The sequence below is a fragment of the Nonomuraea sp. NPDC048882 genome, assembly GCF_040649755.1.
Lineage (GTDB): Bacteria > Actinomycetota > Actinomycetes > Streptosporangiales > Streptosporangiaceae > Nonomuraea > Nonomuraea maheshkhaliensis.
The window spans coordinates 25,601-42,167 of record NZ_JBEZGB010000009.1; the positions used below are offsets into that span (position 1 = coordinate 25,601).

Genomic DNA, 16,567 nt, shown 5'->3' on the forward strand with positions numbered 1-16,567 from the left:
GTCCCCGTTGACCCCCGTGCTCGTGCTCAGGCCGCTTCATACCACCAGGGCATGAAGCGGTGAACCGCTGGCGCCCGGACCTGGGCTGGGTCAGGATTGAAGCATCTGTCGGCACGGCCGTTCACGGAGGTATGGCATGCGCGCCCGATGCGTGGCCATGGTGGCGTGCGTACTCCTCTCGGCATCCTGCTCGGCCGGGCCCTCGCTCGGCGACGCCGTGGCCGAACTGCGGAAGGACACCCGCACTCTGGAGACGGACGACGTCTTCAAGAACCCGCTCAAGAAACTGACCATCCTCGAACGCCCGGACAAGGACGTCCCGTGTGGCGAGGGCCGGTTCAAACGGGTGATGCGAGCCACGGCCGACTACGAACGCGCCGCCGGCCAGACCGTGGACGCCTACCTGAACCTGGCCCAGAGCCTCATGGAGGACACCCTCTCCCTGCCGCGATTCGGTTACACGGTGACGTCCGACCCCGGCCGGCGGGACAAGCCGGCGGCACGGGTCATCCGGGGGGTGAAGGACGAGGCGGGGGTGACGATGACCGTCGACGTGCGGCCCGACTCTCCGACGTGGTCCATCCGCGCCGAGACCGGCTGCTTCGCCTCCTGAGGATCGTCGTCAGCTCCAGATGTCGATGATGTCCCGGGAAAGAGTGCTCGTGCCCAGCCGGGAGGAGTCCTCCATCTTCGCGTCGAACCGCGGATTGTCGTCCATCCACCGTTCGAATTTTGCGAGCTTGTCCCTGAGGGTCTTCCCGCGGTCGCCGTTCCCGGCCTCCCTGGTGGCCTCCGCGACGATCTCGTCGTAGGTCTTGAGCCGGCCGGTCGTGCCGCTGATCAGTTCGGGAGGCGGGGCGCTCGCCGGGAATCCGGCTTCGTACAGCATGCCCGCCAGGTCGTAGCGGTGCCGTACGACATAGTCGAGCTGCTCGGCCTCCAGCTTCTCGGCCCGGGTCTCGAAGCTGTCGGCCCATCCGTCCAGCGCGGTGCTGACCCCGTACGCCTTGGCGACGTCCCATGCCGCGTTGACGACCCGCTCCCTGACCACGGCGCCGCCCAGGGCGGCCAGGTCGCCCACCGGAAGCTTGTCGATGCCCAAGGAGAGGGTGTTCTTGACGATGTCGCGCAGCAGCTCGTCCTGTGCGTCCATCTCGCCCCGCACGTCGCTGATCGCCTTGTACTCGATCCCGCCGAAGTCGCCGAACACCTTGCTCGCCATCTCGAACTGACCGCTGTCCTGGCCCTTGTCCAGGCGGGCGGCGGAGACCATGGTGTCGTGGTAGAACGTGGCCATCGCGGCATCGAAATCACCGGTGGCCCGTTCGTCGGCGGCGAACGTGCGCAGGAAACGATAGGTGTCGCCCGGGCTCAGATGGAAGGACGGCGTGATCCCGGCGACGTCGGTCCATCCCTCCGGCGCTCCCATGGTCGATGAGCGGTAGAGCGCCCTGTCGATCCGCGCGCCCGTGACCATCTCGTGGGCGTACGACGTGGCGATCGCACTCATCGAGTCAGCGGCGGTGAGCGGCAGATCCTCGCCGAAGGAGCCCATGGCGGCGATGGTGTCGAACGCGAAGGCGGCGGCTTCGGGGGAGTGCCGGCCGGGCCGCTCGTCCACGGCCTCGGACCCGTCGGCCAGCACGCGGCCGAGAGAGTCGGCGACCTGGTCGCCGTAGCCGTGGCCTTTCGCGTACTGGACGAAGAGCTTCATCTTCTCGGTCTGCGAGAGCTTCACGTCGTCCCCGCCCATCCGGGCGAACGTGTCGCGGATGACGGCTCCGTCGCCTTCGAGCACCGACAGGGCCATGGCCACGGTGTCCGGGGGAAACCCGTAGGCGCTGACGTCGGTGACGGTTCCGGCGCGGAAATCCCCGCGCGGATCGGCCACGAACTCGTCGAGCACCAGGGCGCGGGCGGCGGACGCGCGATAGGAGGCCGGCGCGCCGGAGTCCTTGAGCAGGGCGAGGCGGTTCCAGGCGACGTCGCGCCCGGCGGGCTTCAGCAACTGGCTCCTGACTTTCGCGAAGCCAGGGATGGCGGTGGGCGCCGCGAGAGCCGCGCCGAGGGCCTGGCTGAATGCCGCCAGATCCGCTTTCGCCGTCGAACTGCCGGTCGCGGCGATGATCTGAGGCAGGTCGTCGCGGATGTGGGGCGGCAAGGACGCGTAGAAGGCGGCGGCAGCCTGGGGGTCCTGCTTCAGGGCCGCGATGTCGTCGGCGTACGCGTGGATCTCCGCGGCCTGGTCGCGTTGCTCGTTCTTCGTCCTGGTGCTGAAGACGCCGGTGACCTTCTTGGCGAGGCGGCGGGCTCGCTCGAGGTCGTCCAGATCGTAGGGCAGCAGCAGGAAACCGGGGCTCGCGCCGTCGCCCAGCTCCTCGATGGTCTCGACACGATAGGTCAGCATGGAAAGCTGGCTCGTGCCCCAATCGGCGATATCCCGTATTTCGCGGAATATCGCGGTGCTCATGTCGTTCCGGCGAAAGCCGGCCTCGAACTCCGCGCAGAAAGCGGTGATGGTGTCGATTCCGCCTTCCAGCGAACGAGACATTCGTTCCATTCTTCGTGGATCAACGCCGCAGAACTCGTTGACCGGAGTCGTCATGGGATCCTGCCCGCCATCTCACGCCGGATGTGGTTCGCCTCCGCGGCCGTCACCTGGGGCGGATGACGGCTCAGCTCCTCCTCCAACGCGTTGACCACCTGCTCGGCGAGCCGGGCCAACCGGCGATGACGAAACTCGAGGTCATGCGTCCACTTTCTGGCGGTGGGCCCCGTCCACACCTGGTTGGAGTACATGTCGGCGACCGGGGCCTGGTAGGCCGTCCGTACGTGGGCGGCCTGGTCGCGAGCGCGGGTGAGAAGCTCGCGGAGCACCATGTGCCTGGGATTGGGCACCAGCGGCTCGGCCATGGAGGTCTCCCTGGGCCTGACTCCAGAAATGGTCAACGTGAACCGTAGACCGGCTTATTGCCGGCGGCAAGCGAAAAGCCCGCTTGGCTATGGGAATGGCGGACGCCGCCGATCGGAATTGCGCGAACCGGCACCAGGATCATCTTCCGGCGCCGGTCGCGGGCGGGGGCTCAGGCCGGTGGCAGGTCCTTGATGTAGAGGAGGCCGTCGTACGTGGGCGGGTGGGTCGGGTTCAGGGGGATGTAGCCGTAGTACGGGGATTCGCGGGGTGCGGGGGCGGCGGTGAGGGTGGTGGCGAGGTGGCGGGTGTCGATGAGGTGGCGGTCGCCGGGGAGTTGGTGGAGGAGGCCCTGGAGGGTGTCGGGGGGTGGGGCGGGCACGTCGTGGTGGGCGATGGTGCCGACGTCCGTGGCCAGGAAGGCGTAGTCGTCGCCGAGGCGGGGGCTCACCAGCGCGCCCGCGCCCCACCAGTCGAACGGCCGGCCCGCCATGGTCAGCGTGCCCTTGTCGCGCTGGAGGTGGGTGTTGTGGGCGTAGACCAGGGTCGGGCCCTGTTCGGCCAGGGCGAGGAGGTTGGCGGCCATCATCGTGTCCCGCACGCTCGCCAGCCGGGGCCAGCGGGCCGGTGAGGTGTCGGCCATCCAGTAGTGGTAGCGCAGCAGGCCGGTGGCGGTGCGACCGTACAGGCGGGCCCGTTCGAGCTCGCCGGGGGTGGAGGTCGCGATCAGGTGCGGCAGGGACGCGTCGAACAGGGCCACCAGGTCGTCGGCGAGCAGCCGCAGTTGCCTGGCGTCGTCGGAACGGCCTACGGATTTGGACGGTTCCCAGGCGGCGGCGGGGTCGGTCCAGCGTTCGTCGGCGCCGATGAGCTGGTCGAGGGTGTCGGCCGTGCAGGGGAGCAGGGCCGGCTCGACACGGGCGGCGAGGTAGGCGTGGAGTGCGGTGAGGACCTGCCGGGGGCTCGCGGCGGCCTCCGTCTCCAGCGGGCCGTCGAAGCCGGCGAAACGCAGCTGCTCGGAGGCGGGCCTGCCCTCGTTGTACGCGCGCATCCAGCGAACGAGCTCGCGGTTGCCCGGTGACGTGCCCCATCCGTGGCTGATGCCGCGCTCCACGACCTCGTCGAGCGTGCCTGTGCCGGAGGTGACGTAGTCGTCCACGGTCAAGCCCGCCAGGCAGTCGCTCTCGAGCGCGATGATCCGGTAGCCGTCCTGCTCGACGAGCTGCCGGAACAGGTCGTTGCGTACGTCGAGCAGGAGTTCTTCGCCGTGGGTGGGTTCGCCGAGGGCGAGCAGGCGCGGCCGGGCCCGCAGGAGTCTGGAGACGGTGGCGGCTTCGACGGCATGGGCGGATTCTTGGATGATGCCGATGTCCATGCCTTCAACGGTATCGTTGAACTTTCAGTGTGAACTTTTGCCGATATCTCCGTGGTCGTGGTGCTGAAAGCTTCAAACGAGGGGCAAAGGCGGGCGATCAGCCGACGTGGACGACCGGACGGCGGGCGGGATCCGGTTCGGCCTGGCGGAGCACCTCGCGGGTCAGGGGCGGCACGTCGCCGCCGCCGAAGACGAGGTAGCGCAGCAGCGCGCCGATGGGGTTGCCCTCGGCGGCCCAGTGGAAGTAGACGTGAGGCGTCTTGCCGTACGTGTCGCGCAGGTGCAGCAGCAGTGCGGCGATGGAGTTGGCCACGGTGGTGCTCTGCAGGCGCAGGACGCGGAAGCCGTGCCGTTCCTCGCCGACCACCCGCAGTTCACCGGCGAACTCCGAGGCGTCGGGGATGGTCACCTCCAGGAAGAGCAGGCCCTCGCTGGTGCGCAGGCGGTGCAGCTCCCACGCCTCGCGGGCCTTGTCGACGTACTCCTTGGCGTCGCGGGTGTGGGGCTCGTTCGCGATCAGGTAGATCTCGCCGGCCTCGTTGATGAAACGGTGGGCGCAGTCGTCCAGGCTGATGGTGGTGACGCGCAGTTCGGTGGAACGGGTGGCGCGGGAGACCAGCGAGATGACCACGATGGCCAGGACGAACAGCAGGGCGATGACCAGGCCGTCGGGCCGTTCGATGATGTTGGCGACGGTGGCGTAGGCGAAGATCAGGCTGATGAGCCCGAAGTAGGCGGCGGCCTTGAACCGGCGCGCGGTCCAGGCGGCCAGGGTGACGGCGACGCCGGCCGACAGGATCAGGGCCAGCACCCCGGTGGCGTACGCGCCGCCCTGAGCCTCCACCTCGGCGTCGAAGAACACCGTGATGAGGAACGCGATGCCGGTGAAGACCAGCACCATCGGCCGGGTGGCGCGGGTCCAGTCGGGGGCCATGCCGTAACGCGGCAGATAACGCGGGACGATGTTGAGCAGCCCGGCCAGGGCGGAGGCCCCCGCGAACCACAGGATGGCGATGGTGGACAGGTCGTACGCGGTGCCGAACCAGTCGCCCAGGTAGAGGTGGGCGAGGTAGGCCAGGGCGCGGCCGTTGGCCGAGCCGCCCTCCGCGAACTCCTCGGCCGGGATGAGCACGGTGGTGGCGACGCTGGAGGTGATCAGGAAGACGCTCATGATCAGGGCGGCGGTGGTCAGCAGCTTGCGCGCGCCCCTGATCCGTTCCGCGAGCTCGCCCTTGACCAGGGGCATGACGGCCACGCCCGTCTCGAAGCCGGACAGGCCGAGGGCCAGCTTCGGCATCACGTACAGGGCGACGGCCACCATGGCGATCGGGCTGGAGTAGTCGGAGGCGAGCACGTCCCGCCAGCCGGCCACCTGCTCGGGATGGGTGAGCACCCGCTGGACGGCGGTGCCCACGACGACCAGGTTGAGCACCAGGTAGACGGCGACGAGGACGACCGCGATGGAGATGGCCTCGCTGAAGCCGGCCAGGAACACCCCGCCGAGCGCGGCGATCAGAGCCAGGGTGACCGGCACCTGCCAGCCCGCCCAGGAGTGCGGGACGAAGGGATTGTGCAGGATGTGCGCGGTCGCGTCCGCCGCCGACAGCGTGATGGTGATGACGAACGCGGTCGCCACGAACCCGAGCAGGAACAGCACCAGCAGCTTGCCCCGCCAGCCGGGCAGCAGCCGCTCCAGCATCGACAGCGAGCCCAGCCCGTTGGGGCTGTCGGCGGCCACCTTCCGGTAGACCGGCAGCGCGCCCAGCAGCGTCAACGCCACCAGCAGGAGCGTCGCCACGGGGCTGAGCGCGCCGGCGGCCAGCGCGGCGATGCCCGGCTGGTAGCCGAGGGTGGAGAAGTAGTCGACGCCCGTCAGGCACATCACCTGCCACCACTGGTGCCGGTGCCCGGCGGGCTCCTCGGCGGCGGGGCGGTTCACCGGGGTCTCGGGGGTGGGCAGGCCCTTGAGCAGCCACCGCCGCAACGGCGTGTCGGGCACAGCCGCACGCTGGTCCACCTCGGTCACCTGGGTCCTTCCGTCGTCAAGGGGACGTCAGGACGAAGACACTAGTGAGGCAAGTACGGGTACCAGCGTGATCATGGCGTCAATAAAACGTCAATATTCGGGCGGATGGGGTCGGGGTCGGGGGTGAGAGCGGGTGGTCTCATCCGCAGGGAGGCCTGACGGGGGGCGGACGGGGGTCAGACAGGTAGCCGGTGGCCGGGATCTCACCTGCGGGCACGCGGACTTTAGGGATTCACCTGAGGGAGGGTCGGCTGTGGGGATCGCACCTGCAGGCGGGCCGGCCGTGGGGATTGTGCCCGTGAGTGAGTCGGCCGAAGGGATCGCATCCGCGGGAGGGCCGCTGTGGGGGTCACGCCCGTGGGTGGGCCGACCGTAGGGGAGGTCAGCTGCGGGCTGGGCGGATGACGAGGCGGCCGTAGGGGAGGGCGCCGGTGACCTGGACGTGCAGCTCGCCGGGACGCCGGCGGCCCGGTGCCTTGCAGATCACCCGGCCCCATTCGGCCCGCACCCCGTCGGCGTCCACACTCGCACCCGCGGGCACGATGATCGTGGCCTGGCCATAGGCGAGGTGGAGCTCGATGTCGACCTGCGCGTGCCGGATGACGGCCCGCGACAGGTCGAGCCGCACCCTGCCGTACGCGGACTCGATGTGCAGGCGCCGGGGGACGTTCCAGTCGCCCGACCGCTTGAGGCCCCCGCCGACCGACTGGAGCCTGACCACCTCGTCGTGACGCGGCAGGTCGGCGACGACGAGTTCGAGCTCCTGGACCGAGCCGGCGCCGAGTGCGCGTTCGAGCCGCCGCTCCAGCTCCTCCTGGTCGAGCCGCCCGTCGGCGTACGCCTGCTGCACCAGCTCCACCGCCCTGTCGCGGTCCCCGTCGGAGACCCGTGCCGTCGCGGGGTTCACCGGCTGACGGCTCTCTTGTACAGCCGCGTGGCCAGCGGCACGAACACGGCCAGCAGCACGACCGACCACGCCAGCGACACCGGCACCGCGTGCTGGAGCGGCCACGCGGCGGGCGTCGGTATGGCCGGGCTGGTGTTGCCGAACAGCTCGCGCGCGGCCTGGACCAGCGTGGAGACGGGGTTCCACTCGGCGATCGGCTTGAGCGGGCCCGGCAGGCGGGCGCTGTCGACGAAGGCGTTGGACAGGAACACCATCGGGAACGACAGGATCGTGGCCACGTTGTTGAACACCTCGGGCGTACGCAGGGCCAGCGCGACCGTCGCCGTCACCCAGGAGAAGGCGTAGGAGAACAGCAGCAGCATCAGGAAGCCCAGCGCGGCCTCCGGCGGCGAGGAGTTGATCCGCCACCCGACGAGCAGGCCGACCGCGACCATCGTGACCATGCTGGTCAGGTTCATGATCACGTCGGCGATGGTCTGGCCGGTCAGCACCGCCGACGGGGACATCGGCAGCGTGCGGAACCGGTCGAAGATGCCCCGCTGCAGGTCCTGCGTCAGGGTGTAGCCGGTGATCTGCGCGCTCGAGACGATGGTGAGGACGAAGATCCCGGGGAGCAGGTATTCGCCGTAGGACATGCCGGGCAGGCTGATCATGCTGCCGAAGACGTAGGTGAACAGCAGCACGAACACGATCGGCAGCATGACCACGCCGCCCAGCAGGTCGGGGGCCCGGCGGATCTTCAGCGCGTTGCGCTTGGCGATCGTCATGCCGTCGGCGACGGCCAGGTTGAGGGCGTTCATCACACGGTCTCCTTGACCTTCTCGTCGGCCTGGTGTCCCGTGAGGGTGAGGAACACGTCGTCCAGGGTCGGCCGGCGCAGCCCGGCGTCGCGTACGGTGACCCGTTCGGCGGCCAGGCGGCCGAGCGCGGCGGTCAGCGCGCTCACCCCGCCGCTGACCGGGACCGTCACCCGCAGGATGTGCGGATCGCGCTGCGGCGCTCCTACGGCCAGCGGCGCCAGCGCCCGCTCCGCGGCCTCCAGGTCGGCCGGGCTGGTCAGCCACACCTCGACCCGGTCGCCGCCGACCTGCCGCTTGAGCTGGTCGGACGTGCCGAGCGCGATCACGTGCCCGTGGTCGACCACCGCGATGCGGTCGGCCAGCCGGTCGGCCTCCTCCATGTATTGGGTGGTGAGCAGGACCGTGGTGCCCTCGGCGACCAGCTCGGAGATGACGTCCCACAGGCTCGCCCTGGCCCGCGGGTCCAGGCCGGTGGTGGGCTCGTCGAGGAACAGCACCGGCGGGTTGGCCACCAGCGCCCCGGCCAGGTCGAGCCGCCGCCGCATGCCTCCCGAGTAGCCCTGCACCGGCCGGTCGCCGGCCTGCGTCAGGTCGAAGCGCTCCAGCAGCTCGCGGGCGCGCTGCCGGCTGCGCTGCACGCCCAGGTGGTAGAGGCGGCCGACCATCTCCAGGTTCTCGGCGCCGGTGAGGTGGTCGTCCACGGCCGCGTACTGGCCGGAGGCGCCGATGTGGCCGCGCAGGGCGCGTGCGTCGCGGACGACGTCGAACCCGGCCACCGTGGCGTGCCCGGCGTCGGGGCGCAGTAACGTCGTCAGGATGCGCACGGTGGTGGTCTTGCCGGCGCCGTTCGGGCCGAGCAGCCCGAACACCGTGCCCTCGGGGACAGACAGGTCCATCCCGTCGAGGGCGACCACGTCGCCGTATCTTTTGACCAGCCCCTCGGCCATGATCGCGTCAGGCATGAAAGTCTCCTTGATCGTCAGGATCGGTGGATGGAGATGTCGCCGTGCGCGGTGTGCGCGCGCACCTCGACGACGTCGTCGGTGTGACCGGGGCCGTCGCTGGACTCCAGCTCGACGTCCACGGTGCCGTAGGTGGAACTGAGATCCAGCCAGGCCGCGCTGCCCTCGCGGATGCCGAGGTCGAGGCCGCCGCCGGTGGTCTCCATGACGACCGAGCCGGCCACCACCTCGCCGATGCGAGCGCTGCCGTACGAGGTCTTGATGGCGACGCCGGACAGGGCGCGGTCGACGGCGATGTCGCCGTGGGAGGTCTGCACCCGCAGCTCGCCGGTGATCTCGCCGAGGCGCAGGTCGCCGTGGGAGTTCTTCAGCACCGCCGTGCCGTCGATCTCGCCGATCCTGATGTCGCCGTGGGTCGTGGTGACCTCGGCGTGGCCGGACGAGCGGGTGACCGAGATGTCGCCGTAGGTGGTCTTCAGCCGCAACCGGCCGGACTCCTCCACGTTGACGTCGCCGTAGGTGGTGGTGAACGCCACCTCGCCGAGCGGGCCCCGGCAGTGCAGGCCCGTCGCCGCCTTGGCGTCCACGCGGGAGCCGGCGGGCAGGTCGATCGTCACCTCGATCGAGCCGCTGTGGCCGAGCAGCAGCGAGCGCGCCCAGGACGTGGGCGACTCGACCAGTTTGTCGAACGACAGGCCCCAGCCGAGCGACGTGGCGGGCCCTCCGCCCTCCACCCGGAGCAGCAGCCTGCCGCCGGTGAGGTCGACCCGCGCCTGCCGGGCGGCCTCGACGTCGGATTCGTCGAACTCGTTGCTCGGGCGCACCTCCACGACGGTGTCGGTGCGCTCGCTCGCGTTGATCCTGATGGTGGCCGTCGGCAGGTCGATGACGACGAGGACGGGCTCGGGAGTGTCGAAGGTCGGCATGGCGATCCAGTCGTCGCGGGTTGACGTGGTCATCAGCGCACCCAGCCGCTGTAGCGGTTGCCGGCCTGCCGCGGCGCGCTCTTGCCTGAGCGCCGGGTGTCCTGGCCGGGGTCGAGGGCGGCGGAGACGGCGCGTACGAGCCAGGCGTTAGCGGACAGGCCGTCGCGGGCGGCGGCCTCCTCGATGCGCGGCTTGAGGTGCTCGGGAACGCGCAGGGAGATGCGGGACGTGCCGCCGTCGTCGGCGTCGGGCGGCATGGGTGGTGGCGGCGGCGGTGGCGGGGCGGGCGGGCCGTGCCGCTCGCCGTCGTCCTCGAACGAGGCGGCGACCAGCGGTGGCGTCACCACGAAACCGGGTTCGCGGCCACGCAGGCGGACCTCGACCGAGCCGGGGGCGAGGTCGCGGGTGATCTCGTCCGCGGCGGCGGACAGGGCCTCCAGCAGGGCGAGCCGGGTAGCGGACTCGAGCGTCGCGGCCAATCGCTCGGCCAGCGCCCGCGCCTCGTCACCGCCCGCCGCGGCGGCGATGGCCAGATCGCGCCGGAGATTGTCAACGTACGGAGCCAAGTCCATGGCGTCACTATGACATCATCGTGGCGTCATATCAAGTGGGCTGGTGGGAGTGGGTGGAGTCATCATGGCGTCATGTGGCGTCACCAGACTAGCGGCTCCTGCGCGATCGTGGTCTTCCATCGAGGGCCACGAAGAGCTTGGGCAGGCACGACAGAATCCGCACGCGCTGCGCTGGCGTGGTGTCGCGGCAGGATCCGTACGCGCTGCACCGGCGTGGTGCCACGGCAGGCGATCAGCAGGACGACCGCCATCGCCAGCAAGCCCCGCCGCCTCGCTGATCAGGGCAGCAGGTAGCCGATGGTCTCCTCGCGGGCGCGGCGGAGGAAGCCGGTGTAGTCGCTGCCGCCCGTGCCCTTGGCCGCGCCGTCGCGTTCGAAGCGCTGGATGTAGCGGCCGGTGATGCCGATGTGCTGGGCCCTGAGCCGGGCCAGCGCGTCCACGGCTCCGTTGTACGCCTCCACCAGCCGTGGCCGGTCGCGGCGCCGGTCGGCCACGTAGGCGCGTACCGAGGGGCCGGTCTCCAGGTCGGTGAGGAAACGGCGGTGCGGCGCCGGCATGTACGCGCGCATGCCGGTGAGGAAGCCGGCAGTCACCTCGTCGTCGTGGCGGATGCCGAGCCCGGCGTCGAACGACTGGATCAGTGAGCTCTGCGCGGCGCTGCCGCCGGCCAGGACGACGGGCCCGCGATCCACGCCCTCGAAGATCAGCCCGGGTTCGGCCCAGCCGGTGAGGAACGGCCTGATCCGGTGGAAGAAGACGTGCGGGTCGCACCAGCGTTCGATGCCGAGCAGCGCGTCCGTCGTGCGGCCGAGCACCTCCTGCACGCCTAGCAGCGCCTCTGTGAGCAGGTCGGGGGCGTTGGCGATTACGGCGTCGTGGGCGCGCACGAGCAGCGGCAGCCCGGGCGCGCCGGCCAGCTCGACGCCCACGGTGGCGAGGTAGAACCACTTCTCGTCCACGCCGCCGAGGAACGTCACCTGGGTGTCGATGTTGGACGTGCTCAGCGGCTCCGTGCGGTCGAGGCGGCGCCAGTTGTTCAGGACGATCGAGGCGTGGGCGATGATCGGCGGCCGTTCCAGCAGGCGGGCCAGCTCGTCGAGGGGGCGGGCCACGGGGGCGGGGAGCGTGCGGGCGGGGGTGGTTGATCCCCATACGTACGCGTTCGCCAGGCAGGTCAGCAGCAGCATGGCCCGTTCGCGCTCTCCGTGTGAGCTCAGTTTTTCGAGTGTGAGCACGGGCAGCGACGCGACGGTGCCGCGCAGGCGGCCCGTCATGATCAGGGCTGACAGGTCGCGTACGGTCCGCTCCCAGGGGCGGTAGTACGGCGGCAGCGTGTTCGGCGGGTCGTCGGCGGGGACGAATCCACGGACCGGGTCGATGGCATAGTCGCCCAGGCCGGCCATCCGTCCCGCCCCAGATGTCATCGGCCCCTCCAGCCCGGACCCCGACGCCGCCTCACGCACATGAACTCCGCCGAACCGGGCCCCCGCGCCGTCTCAGGTGTCATGGGTTCTTCCGGTCCGTGCCCCTGTGCTGTTCCGGGCGCCTCTGGTCTGGATGCCCGCACCGTTCCAGGATTCTCCAGGTCGGCCGTTTCCGTGGTCATCGGTTCTTCTCCGGCGAACCGTTCGCGGGGGCGAGGATGCGCCAGGCCGCAGGATGCACCGTCCAGGCGTAGGAGGGGCTGGCCTGGTACAGCTCCCCGTCGGCGTTGGCCGGGACCGGCTCGCCGTCGATGGAGATGGCGCGCGCTCTGAGGGTCACGACGTCGTCGTGGCGGCGCTGTCTGCCTAGCCGCAGCAGCAGGCCGAAGGTCAGCCGGGCCAGGGGTGAGACGGCGAAGGAGACGACCACGTCCGCCAGGCCGTCGTCAGGACGGGCCTGTGGGGTGAGCGGGGTGCCGCCGCCGATCGAGGTGCCGTTGCCGACGCCCACCATCAGGATCCGCCGCCGGCCGTCGGCGATGGTCCTGCCGTCCGCGCGCACCCGCAGGTGCCAGCCCTTCGCGCGTACGCCTGCCAGCAGCGCCCCCGCCGCGTACGCGACCCGGCGCAGCAACGGTTTGAGGGGCGTCGCCTCCTCGGCGGCCAGTGCGCCGACGCCGACGTGCACGGCGTTCACCACGATCGTGCCGTCGCCGGCCACGAGCAGGTCCATCGGCCGCTCCCGGCCCCGCAGGACCACCTCAGCGGCCTCGCACGGGTCGAGCGGGATGCCCAGGGAACGTGCCAGGTCGTTGCCGGTGCCCATCGGGATCAGGCCCACCGGGCGCTCGGCCAGCTCGTCGCGGGCCAGCAGCTCGGCCACCAGCGTGTGCAGGCTGCCGTCGCCGCCGAGCACGACCGGAATGCGATCGGCGTGCTCGGCCAGCGCGCGGCCGATGTCCTCCGGCCGTTCCGTCACCCGCTCCACGACGTCGACCCCGCCGGAGAGGACGTCCAGCACCGCCTTGCGGCGCTCCTCGCCGGCTCCGCCCGCGGCCGGATTGCCCATCACCAGCAACCTGCGAGCCATCGCGCCTGCCCTCCCCGATCCCTGCCCTGTCAGAGTCCTGCCCTCCCGGCCTTGCCTTTCCGGGGTCCTGCCCTCCTGCGGTCCTGCTCTCCCGGAGTCCTGGGCGCTCGATGCCCATGATTCGCCCCGCGAAACCGGGCTGGTGGAGCCGGTGGTGGTGAGGCTGGTGGTGCTGACGGCGCGGGTGGCCGAGCTGGAGCGCTTTCCGAGCCGGTCGCCGTACATCGGCGGACAATGGATGGAGCGTTCCGGTCGACGAGAGGAGACCCGTGGCGGCCCAAGGTCGGGACATGACGCTGGAACTAGCCGCCGAGGAAGTGTGGCGGTTGCTGGACCTGATCGCCCCTGACGTGCGGGCGGTCGCCGAGGCGGAGCTGCGGGCGGAGGGATTCGGCCCGGACGAGCCGGAGGGGCCGTCTGCGTCTGACAGGCCTGACGGGCCGGACATGTCGGATGAGTTGTCTGGGCGGGTTGGACTGCTTGGGCGGGGCGGATTATTCCGGCGGGCCGGACGGCAATCTGCCCGAACTCCTCACCATCGCGACCGCCCAAGCCCGCCTCCCGCCCACCTCCTGAGAGCCAGGCGCCGCCTGCGAGCGCCAGGCGAGGGAGCATGGGGTGTCCAGTGGAGGATCACGCGGGACGGCCGACGAGGGGTCACGCGTGCGGCCGGTGCTCGGTCAACCGTTCCACGAGCGCCCGTACGATCGCGATCTGCCCGTCCAACGACGGATGCACCCCATCCTCACCCTGCAGATCAGACCGCGCCGGAACCCCGAACGCGGCCGTCAGGTCCACGACCGGCTCGGGAAAGCCCAGCACCTCCCCGGCCAGCGCCACCACGTCGGCGTTGCGCCAGCCGACCTGGCTGAACCCGAAGGCGGGGAAGGCGGCGACCCGTTCCTCGCGCACCGGCACAGGAGTCAGCCACACCCACGTCTCCACCGCCCCGCCGATGCGCCGCAGCTCCCGCAGGTTGGCCACACTCTCGGCCAGGCCGACCTGGGGCTTGGCGGACTCGGGGCCGATGCGGGTGACGTCGTTGCCGCCGAGTGCGCAGATCACCCAGTCGGGGCGGACCGCGTTCAGTGTGGCCGGCCAGCGACGCAGCAGCATGGCGGTCGTGTGCGCGGACAGGCCGCCGTTCACGACGAGCACGCCGCGCGGGCGGAGCAGGTGGCGCAGGATCTCGGCCCAGGACTGCAGGTCGTCGGTGATGCTGTCGCCGATCGCCAGGATCGTCCGCCCGGCGGGTACGGGCAGCGCGGCCAGGCGGGCGGCGAACTCCCCGTCGGTGAGCAGGGTCTCGGCGGCCTGGCCGGCGCGGGCGTCGTACTCGGCGATGACCTGGACGTACTCGTCCCGGCTCAGCCCGAAGATCGTCGGCAGCGCGTCCGCCATGCCGGGCAGGTAGCCGTACAGCTTGTCGAGATGGGTGTGCTGCAGCCAGGTCTTGCCTGTCATGGGCTTCATGGCCGTCCATGGTCCACCTCCGGGTGGCAGGGAGACAGGCACGTAGCAGGACACTTACCGGACATCCGGCCCGGCATCGCGAGAAAGCGCCTTATGCGCGTCAAGAATCCCCGCCCGGCACCGTGAGAAAGCGCCCTGTGCGGATGGCGTCAAGAATCCCCACCCGGCCGTATGAAACCCGTCAAGGAATGCGAAACAGGGCTATTTCCCAGATTTGCTGGACTCTGTCCCGCTCATCCGAGCGGAGGAAACCAGAACTGAGGAGTGGAGATGGCCGACGTCGTCTTCGTCGCTCTGACGATCGCGATCTTCGTGATCTTCGGGCTCGTCGTGAAGGCGGTGGAGCGCCTGTGAACGCGGTCAACGCCACGGGCCTGGCGATCGTCGTCGCCCTGACGGTCTTCATGGTCGCGGCCCTGCTGTTCCCGGAGCGGTTCAGATGAACGCCACGACGGCGGGGGTGCTCTTCGTCGCCTCCCTGGTCCTCGTGCTGGCTCTGCTGCACCGGCCACTCGGCGACCACATGTTCCGCGTCTACACGAGCAAGAGACACACCGCCGCCGAGCGCGGCGTCTACCGGCTCCTCGGCGTGCGGGCCGACGCCGAGCAGAGCTGGGCGGTCTACGCGCGCAGTCTGCTCGCGTTCTCGGTGATCTCCATCCTGGCCGTGTACGGACTCCAGCGCCTCCAGGACCGGCTCCCGCTGAGCGAGGGCATGGCCCCGGTCACCGATCACATCGCCTGGAACACCGCCGTCAGCTTCGTCACCAACACCAACTGGCAGGCCTACTCCGGCGAGTCCACCATGGGCCACCTGACCCAGATGGCCGCCCTGGCCGTGCAGAACTTCGTCTCGGCCGCGGTCGGCATGGCGGTGGCCATCGCGCTGGTGCGCGGCTTCGCCCGCAGCCGGTCGGGCACGATCGGCAACTTCTGGGTGGACCTGGTCCGCGGCACCGTCCGGGTGCTGCTGCCGATCGCGTTCCTGGGCGCGCTCGTGCTGGTCGCGGGCGGGGTGATCCAGAACCTGTCGGGCGTGCACGAGGTCAGCACGCTGACCGGCGGCACGCAGGCGATCACCGGCGGCCCGGTCGCCTCGCAGGAGGTCATCAAGCTGCTCGGCACCAACGGCGGCGGCTTCTACAACGCCAACTCCGCCCACCCGTTCGAGAATCCGACCACCTGGACGAACTGGTTCGAGCTCCTGCTGATCCTGGCGATCCCGTTCGCGCTGCCGCGGACGTTCGGCCGGATGGTCGGGCAGGTCCGTCAGGGGCACGCCATCCTCGCCGTCATGGGCGTGCTGGCGCTGGCCTCCGTGCTGCTCACCAACGCCTTCGAACTCGGCGGCCACGCGACCGTGCCGCAGGCCGTCGGCGCGGCCATGGAGGGCAAGGAGGTCCGCTTCGGTGTCTCGGACTCCGCCACCTTCGGCGCGGTGACCACGCTCACCAGCACCGGAGCCGTGAACAGCTTCCACGACTCCTACACGCCGTTCGGCGGCATGATGACCATGGCGAACATGATGCTCGGCGAGATCGCCCCCGGCGGTGTCGGCGCGGGCCTGTACGGCATGCTCGTGCTGGCCGTCATCACGGTCTTCGTGGCCGGACTGATGGTCGGGCGCACCCCCGAGTACCTGGGCAAGAAGATCGGCCCCCGCCAGATCAAGCTGGCCTCGCTCTACTTCCTGGTCACCCCGGCGCTCGTGCTGATCGGCACGGCGTTCGCGATGGGCTCGCCGGAACAGCGCGCGAGCATGCTCAACTCGGGCCCGCACGGCCTGTCGGAGATCCTGTACGCCTTCACCAGCGCCGCCAACAACAACGGCTCCGCCTTCGCCGGCCTCACGGTCAACACCCCGTGGTACGACGTGGCGCTCGGCCTGTGCATGGTCTTCGGCCGGTTCCTGCCGATCATCCTGGTCCTGGCGCTGGCCGGCTCGCTGGCCCGCCAGTCGCCCGTCCCCGAGGGCGCGGGCACGCTGCCCACGCACCGGCCGCAGTTCGTCGGCCTGGTCGTCGGCGTCACCGTCATCCTGGTCGCCCTGACCTTCCTGCCGGCGCTCGCGCTCGGCCCGATCGCGGAAGGACTGTCCTGA

At 70.4% G+C, this 16,567-nt stretch carries 15 protein-coding genes; 3 read left to right on the forward strand and 12 right to left on the reverse strand.

Features of this window, described 5'->3' with window-relative positions:
* Positions 1–136: 136 nt before the first annotated feature.
* Positions 137–613, forward strand: coding sequence for a hypothetical protein (locus AB0C27_RS29940; RefSeq protein ID WP_357850348.1), 477 nt, complete (start codon positions 137–139; stop codon positions 611–613).
* A gap of 9 nt (positions 614–622) precedes the next feature.
* Here the strand turns inward: AB0C27_RS29940 and AB0C27_RS29945 are convergent, their stop codons facing one another.
* The 12 genes from AB0C27_RS29945 to AB0C27_RS30000 all read right to left on the reverse strand — a co-directional run bounded on the left by AB0C27_RS29945 (position 623) and on the right by AB0C27_RS30000 (position 14,466).
* The gene (locus tag AB0C27_RS29945; RefSeq protein WP_357850351.1) at positions 623–2,407 is read right to left on the reverse strand and encodes a hypothetical protein; all 1,785 of its coding nucleotides are present in this window, start codon (positions 2,405–2,407) and stop codon (positions 623–625) included.
* 194 nt (positions 2,408–2,601) lie between these two features.
* Positions 2,602–2,913, reverse strand: coding sequence for a hypothetical protein (locus AB0C27_RS29950; protein ID WP_357850354.1), 312 nt, complete (start codon positions 2,911–2,913; stop codon positions 2,602–2,604).
* 170 nt (positions 2,914–3,083) lie between these two features.
* Positions 3,084–4,286, reverse strand: coding sequence for an erythromycin esterase family protein (locus AB0C27_RS29955; RefSeq protein WP_357850356.1), 1,203 nt, complete (start codon positions 4,284–4,286; stop codon positions 3,084–3,086).
* A gap of 97 nt (positions 4,287–4,383) precedes the next feature.
* A complete protein-coding gene (locus AB0C27_RS29960) occupies positions 4,384–6,312 on the reverse strand; it encodes an amino acid transporter (RefSeq protein ID WP_357850359.1) in 1,929 nt (642 codons plus the stop codon).
* 382 nt (positions 6,313–6,694) lie between these two features.
* Positions 6,695–7,219 (reverse strand): DUF1707 domain-containing protein, encoded by a 525-nt coding sequence (locus tag AB0C27_RS29965; RefSeq protein WP_357850362.1) that lies wholly within the window; start codon positions 7,217–7,219, stop codon positions 6,695–6,697.
* A complete protein-coding gene (locus tag AB0C27_RS29970; protein ID WP_357850364.1) occupies positions 7,216–8,019 on the reverse strand; it encodes an ABC transporter permease in 804 nt (267 codons plus the stop codon). The genes AB0C27_RS29965 and AB0C27_RS29970 overlap by 4 nt, the downstream gene beginning before the upstream one ends.
* On the reverse strand, positions 8,019–8,981 hold the full coding sequence (locus AB0C27_RS29975; protein ID WP_357850367.1) for an ATP-binding cassette domain-containing protein: 963 nt from the start codon (positions 8,979–8,981) through the stop codon (positions 8,019–8,021). Before AB0C27_RS29975 ends, AB0C27_RS29970 begins: the two co-directional genes overlap by 1 nt.
* A gap of 17 nt (positions 8,982–8,998) precedes the next feature.
* Complete coding sequence (locus AB0C27_RS29980) at positions 8,999–9,940, reverse strand: DUF4097 family beta strand repeat-containing protein (RefSeq protein ID WP_357850370.1); 942 nt, start codon at positions 9,938–9,940, stop codon at positions 8,999–9,001.
* Positions 9,940–10,479 (reverse strand): hypothetical protein, encoded by a 540-nt coding sequence (locus AB0C27_RS29985; protein WP_357850373.1) that lies wholly within the window; start codon positions 10,477–10,479, stop codon positions 9,940–9,942. The genes AB0C27_RS29980 and AB0C27_RS29985 overlap by 1 nt, the downstream gene beginning before the upstream one ends.
* 278 nt (positions 10,480–10,757) lie before the next feature.
* On the reverse strand, positions 10,758–11,903 hold the full coding sequence (locus tag AB0C27_RS29990; protein ID WP_357850376.1) for an indoleamine 2,3-dioxygenase: 1,146 nt from the start codon (positions 11,901–11,903) through the stop codon (positions 10,758–10,760).
* A gap of 178 nt (positions 11,904–12,081) precedes the next feature.
* Positions 12,082–12,993, reverse strand: coding sequence for a diacylglycerol kinase family protein (locus AB0C27_RS29995; protein WP_357850379.1), 912 nt, complete (start codon positions 12,991–12,993; stop codon positions 12,082–12,084).
* A gap of 657 nt (positions 12,994–13,650) precedes the next feature.
* On the reverse strand, positions 13,651–14,466 hold the full coding sequence (locus AB0C27_RS30000) for an SGNH/GDSL hydrolase family protein (RefSeq protein WP_357850382.1): 816 nt from the start codon (positions 14,464–14,466) through the stop codon (positions 13,651–13,653).
* 350 nt (positions 14,467–14,816) lie between these two features.
* Between AB0C27_RS30000 and kdpF the strand changes: the two genes are divergently transcribed.
* Together kdpF and kdpA are read left to right on the forward strand one after the other, a co-directional pair.
* Positions 14,817–14,909: a K(+)-transporting ATPase subunit F gene (gene kdpF, locus AB0C27_RS30005; RefSeq protein WP_357850385.1), complete on the forward strand. Its 93-nt coding sequence runs from the start codon at positions 14,817–14,819 to the stop codon at positions 14,907–14,909.
* Positions 14,906–16,567, forward strand: coding sequence for a potassium-transporting ATPase subunit KdpA (gene kdpA, locus AB0C27_RS30010; RefSeq protein WP_357850388.1), 1,662 nt, complete (start codon positions 14,906–14,908; stop codon positions 16,565–16,567). Before kdpF ends, kdpA begins: the two co-directional genes overlap by 4 nt.

Coding starts and splice junctions, on each gene's coding strand:
- AB0C27_RS29940 (WP_357850348.1), top strand. CDS start 137: ATGCGCGCCCGATGCGTGGCCATGGTGGCGTGCGTACTCCTCTCGGCA.
- AB0C27_RS29945 (WP_357850351.1), bottom strand. CDS start 2,407: ATGCTGACCTATCGTGTCGAGACCATCGAGGAGCTGGGCGACGGCGCG.
- AB0C27_RS29950 (WP_357850354.1), bottom strand. CDS start 2,913: ATGGCCGAGCCGCTGGTGCCCAATCCCAGGCACATGGTGCTCCGCGAG.
- AB0C27_RS29955 (WP_357850356.1), bottom strand. CDS start 4,286: ATGGACATCGGCATCATCCAAGAATCCGCCCATGCCGTCGAAGCCGCC.
- AB0C27_RS29970 (WP_357850364.1), bottom strand. CDS start 8,019: ATGAACGCCCTCAACCTGGCCGTCGCCGACGGCATGACGATCGCCAAG.
- AB0C27_RS29975 (WP_357850367.1), bottom strand. CDS start 8,981: ATGCCTGACGCGATCATGGCCGAGGGGCTGGTCAAAAGATACGGCGAC.
- AB0C27_RS29980 (WP_357850370.1), bottom strand. CDS start 9,940: ATGACCACGTCAACCCGCGACGACTGGATCGCCATGCCGACCTTCGAC.
- AB0C27_RS29985 (WP_357850373.1), bottom strand. CDS start 10,479: ATGGACTTGGCTCCGTACGTTGACAATCTCCGGCGCGATCTGGCCATC.
- AB0C27_RS29990 (WP_357850376.1), bottom strand. CDS start 11,903: ATGACATCTGGGGCGGGACGGATGGCCGGCCTGGGCGACTATGCCATC.
- AB0C27_RS29995 (WP_357850379.1), bottom strand. CDS start 12,993: ATGGCTCGCAGGTTGCTGGTGATGGGCAATCCGGCCGCGGGCGGAGCC.
- AB0C27_RS30000 (WP_357850382.1), bottom strand. CDS start 14,466: ATGAAGCCCATGACAGGCAAGACCTGGCTGCAGCACACCCATCTCGAC.
- kdpA (WP_357850388.1), top strand. CDS start 14,906: ATGAACGCCACGACGGCGGGGGTGCTCTTCGTCGCCTCCCTGGTCCTC.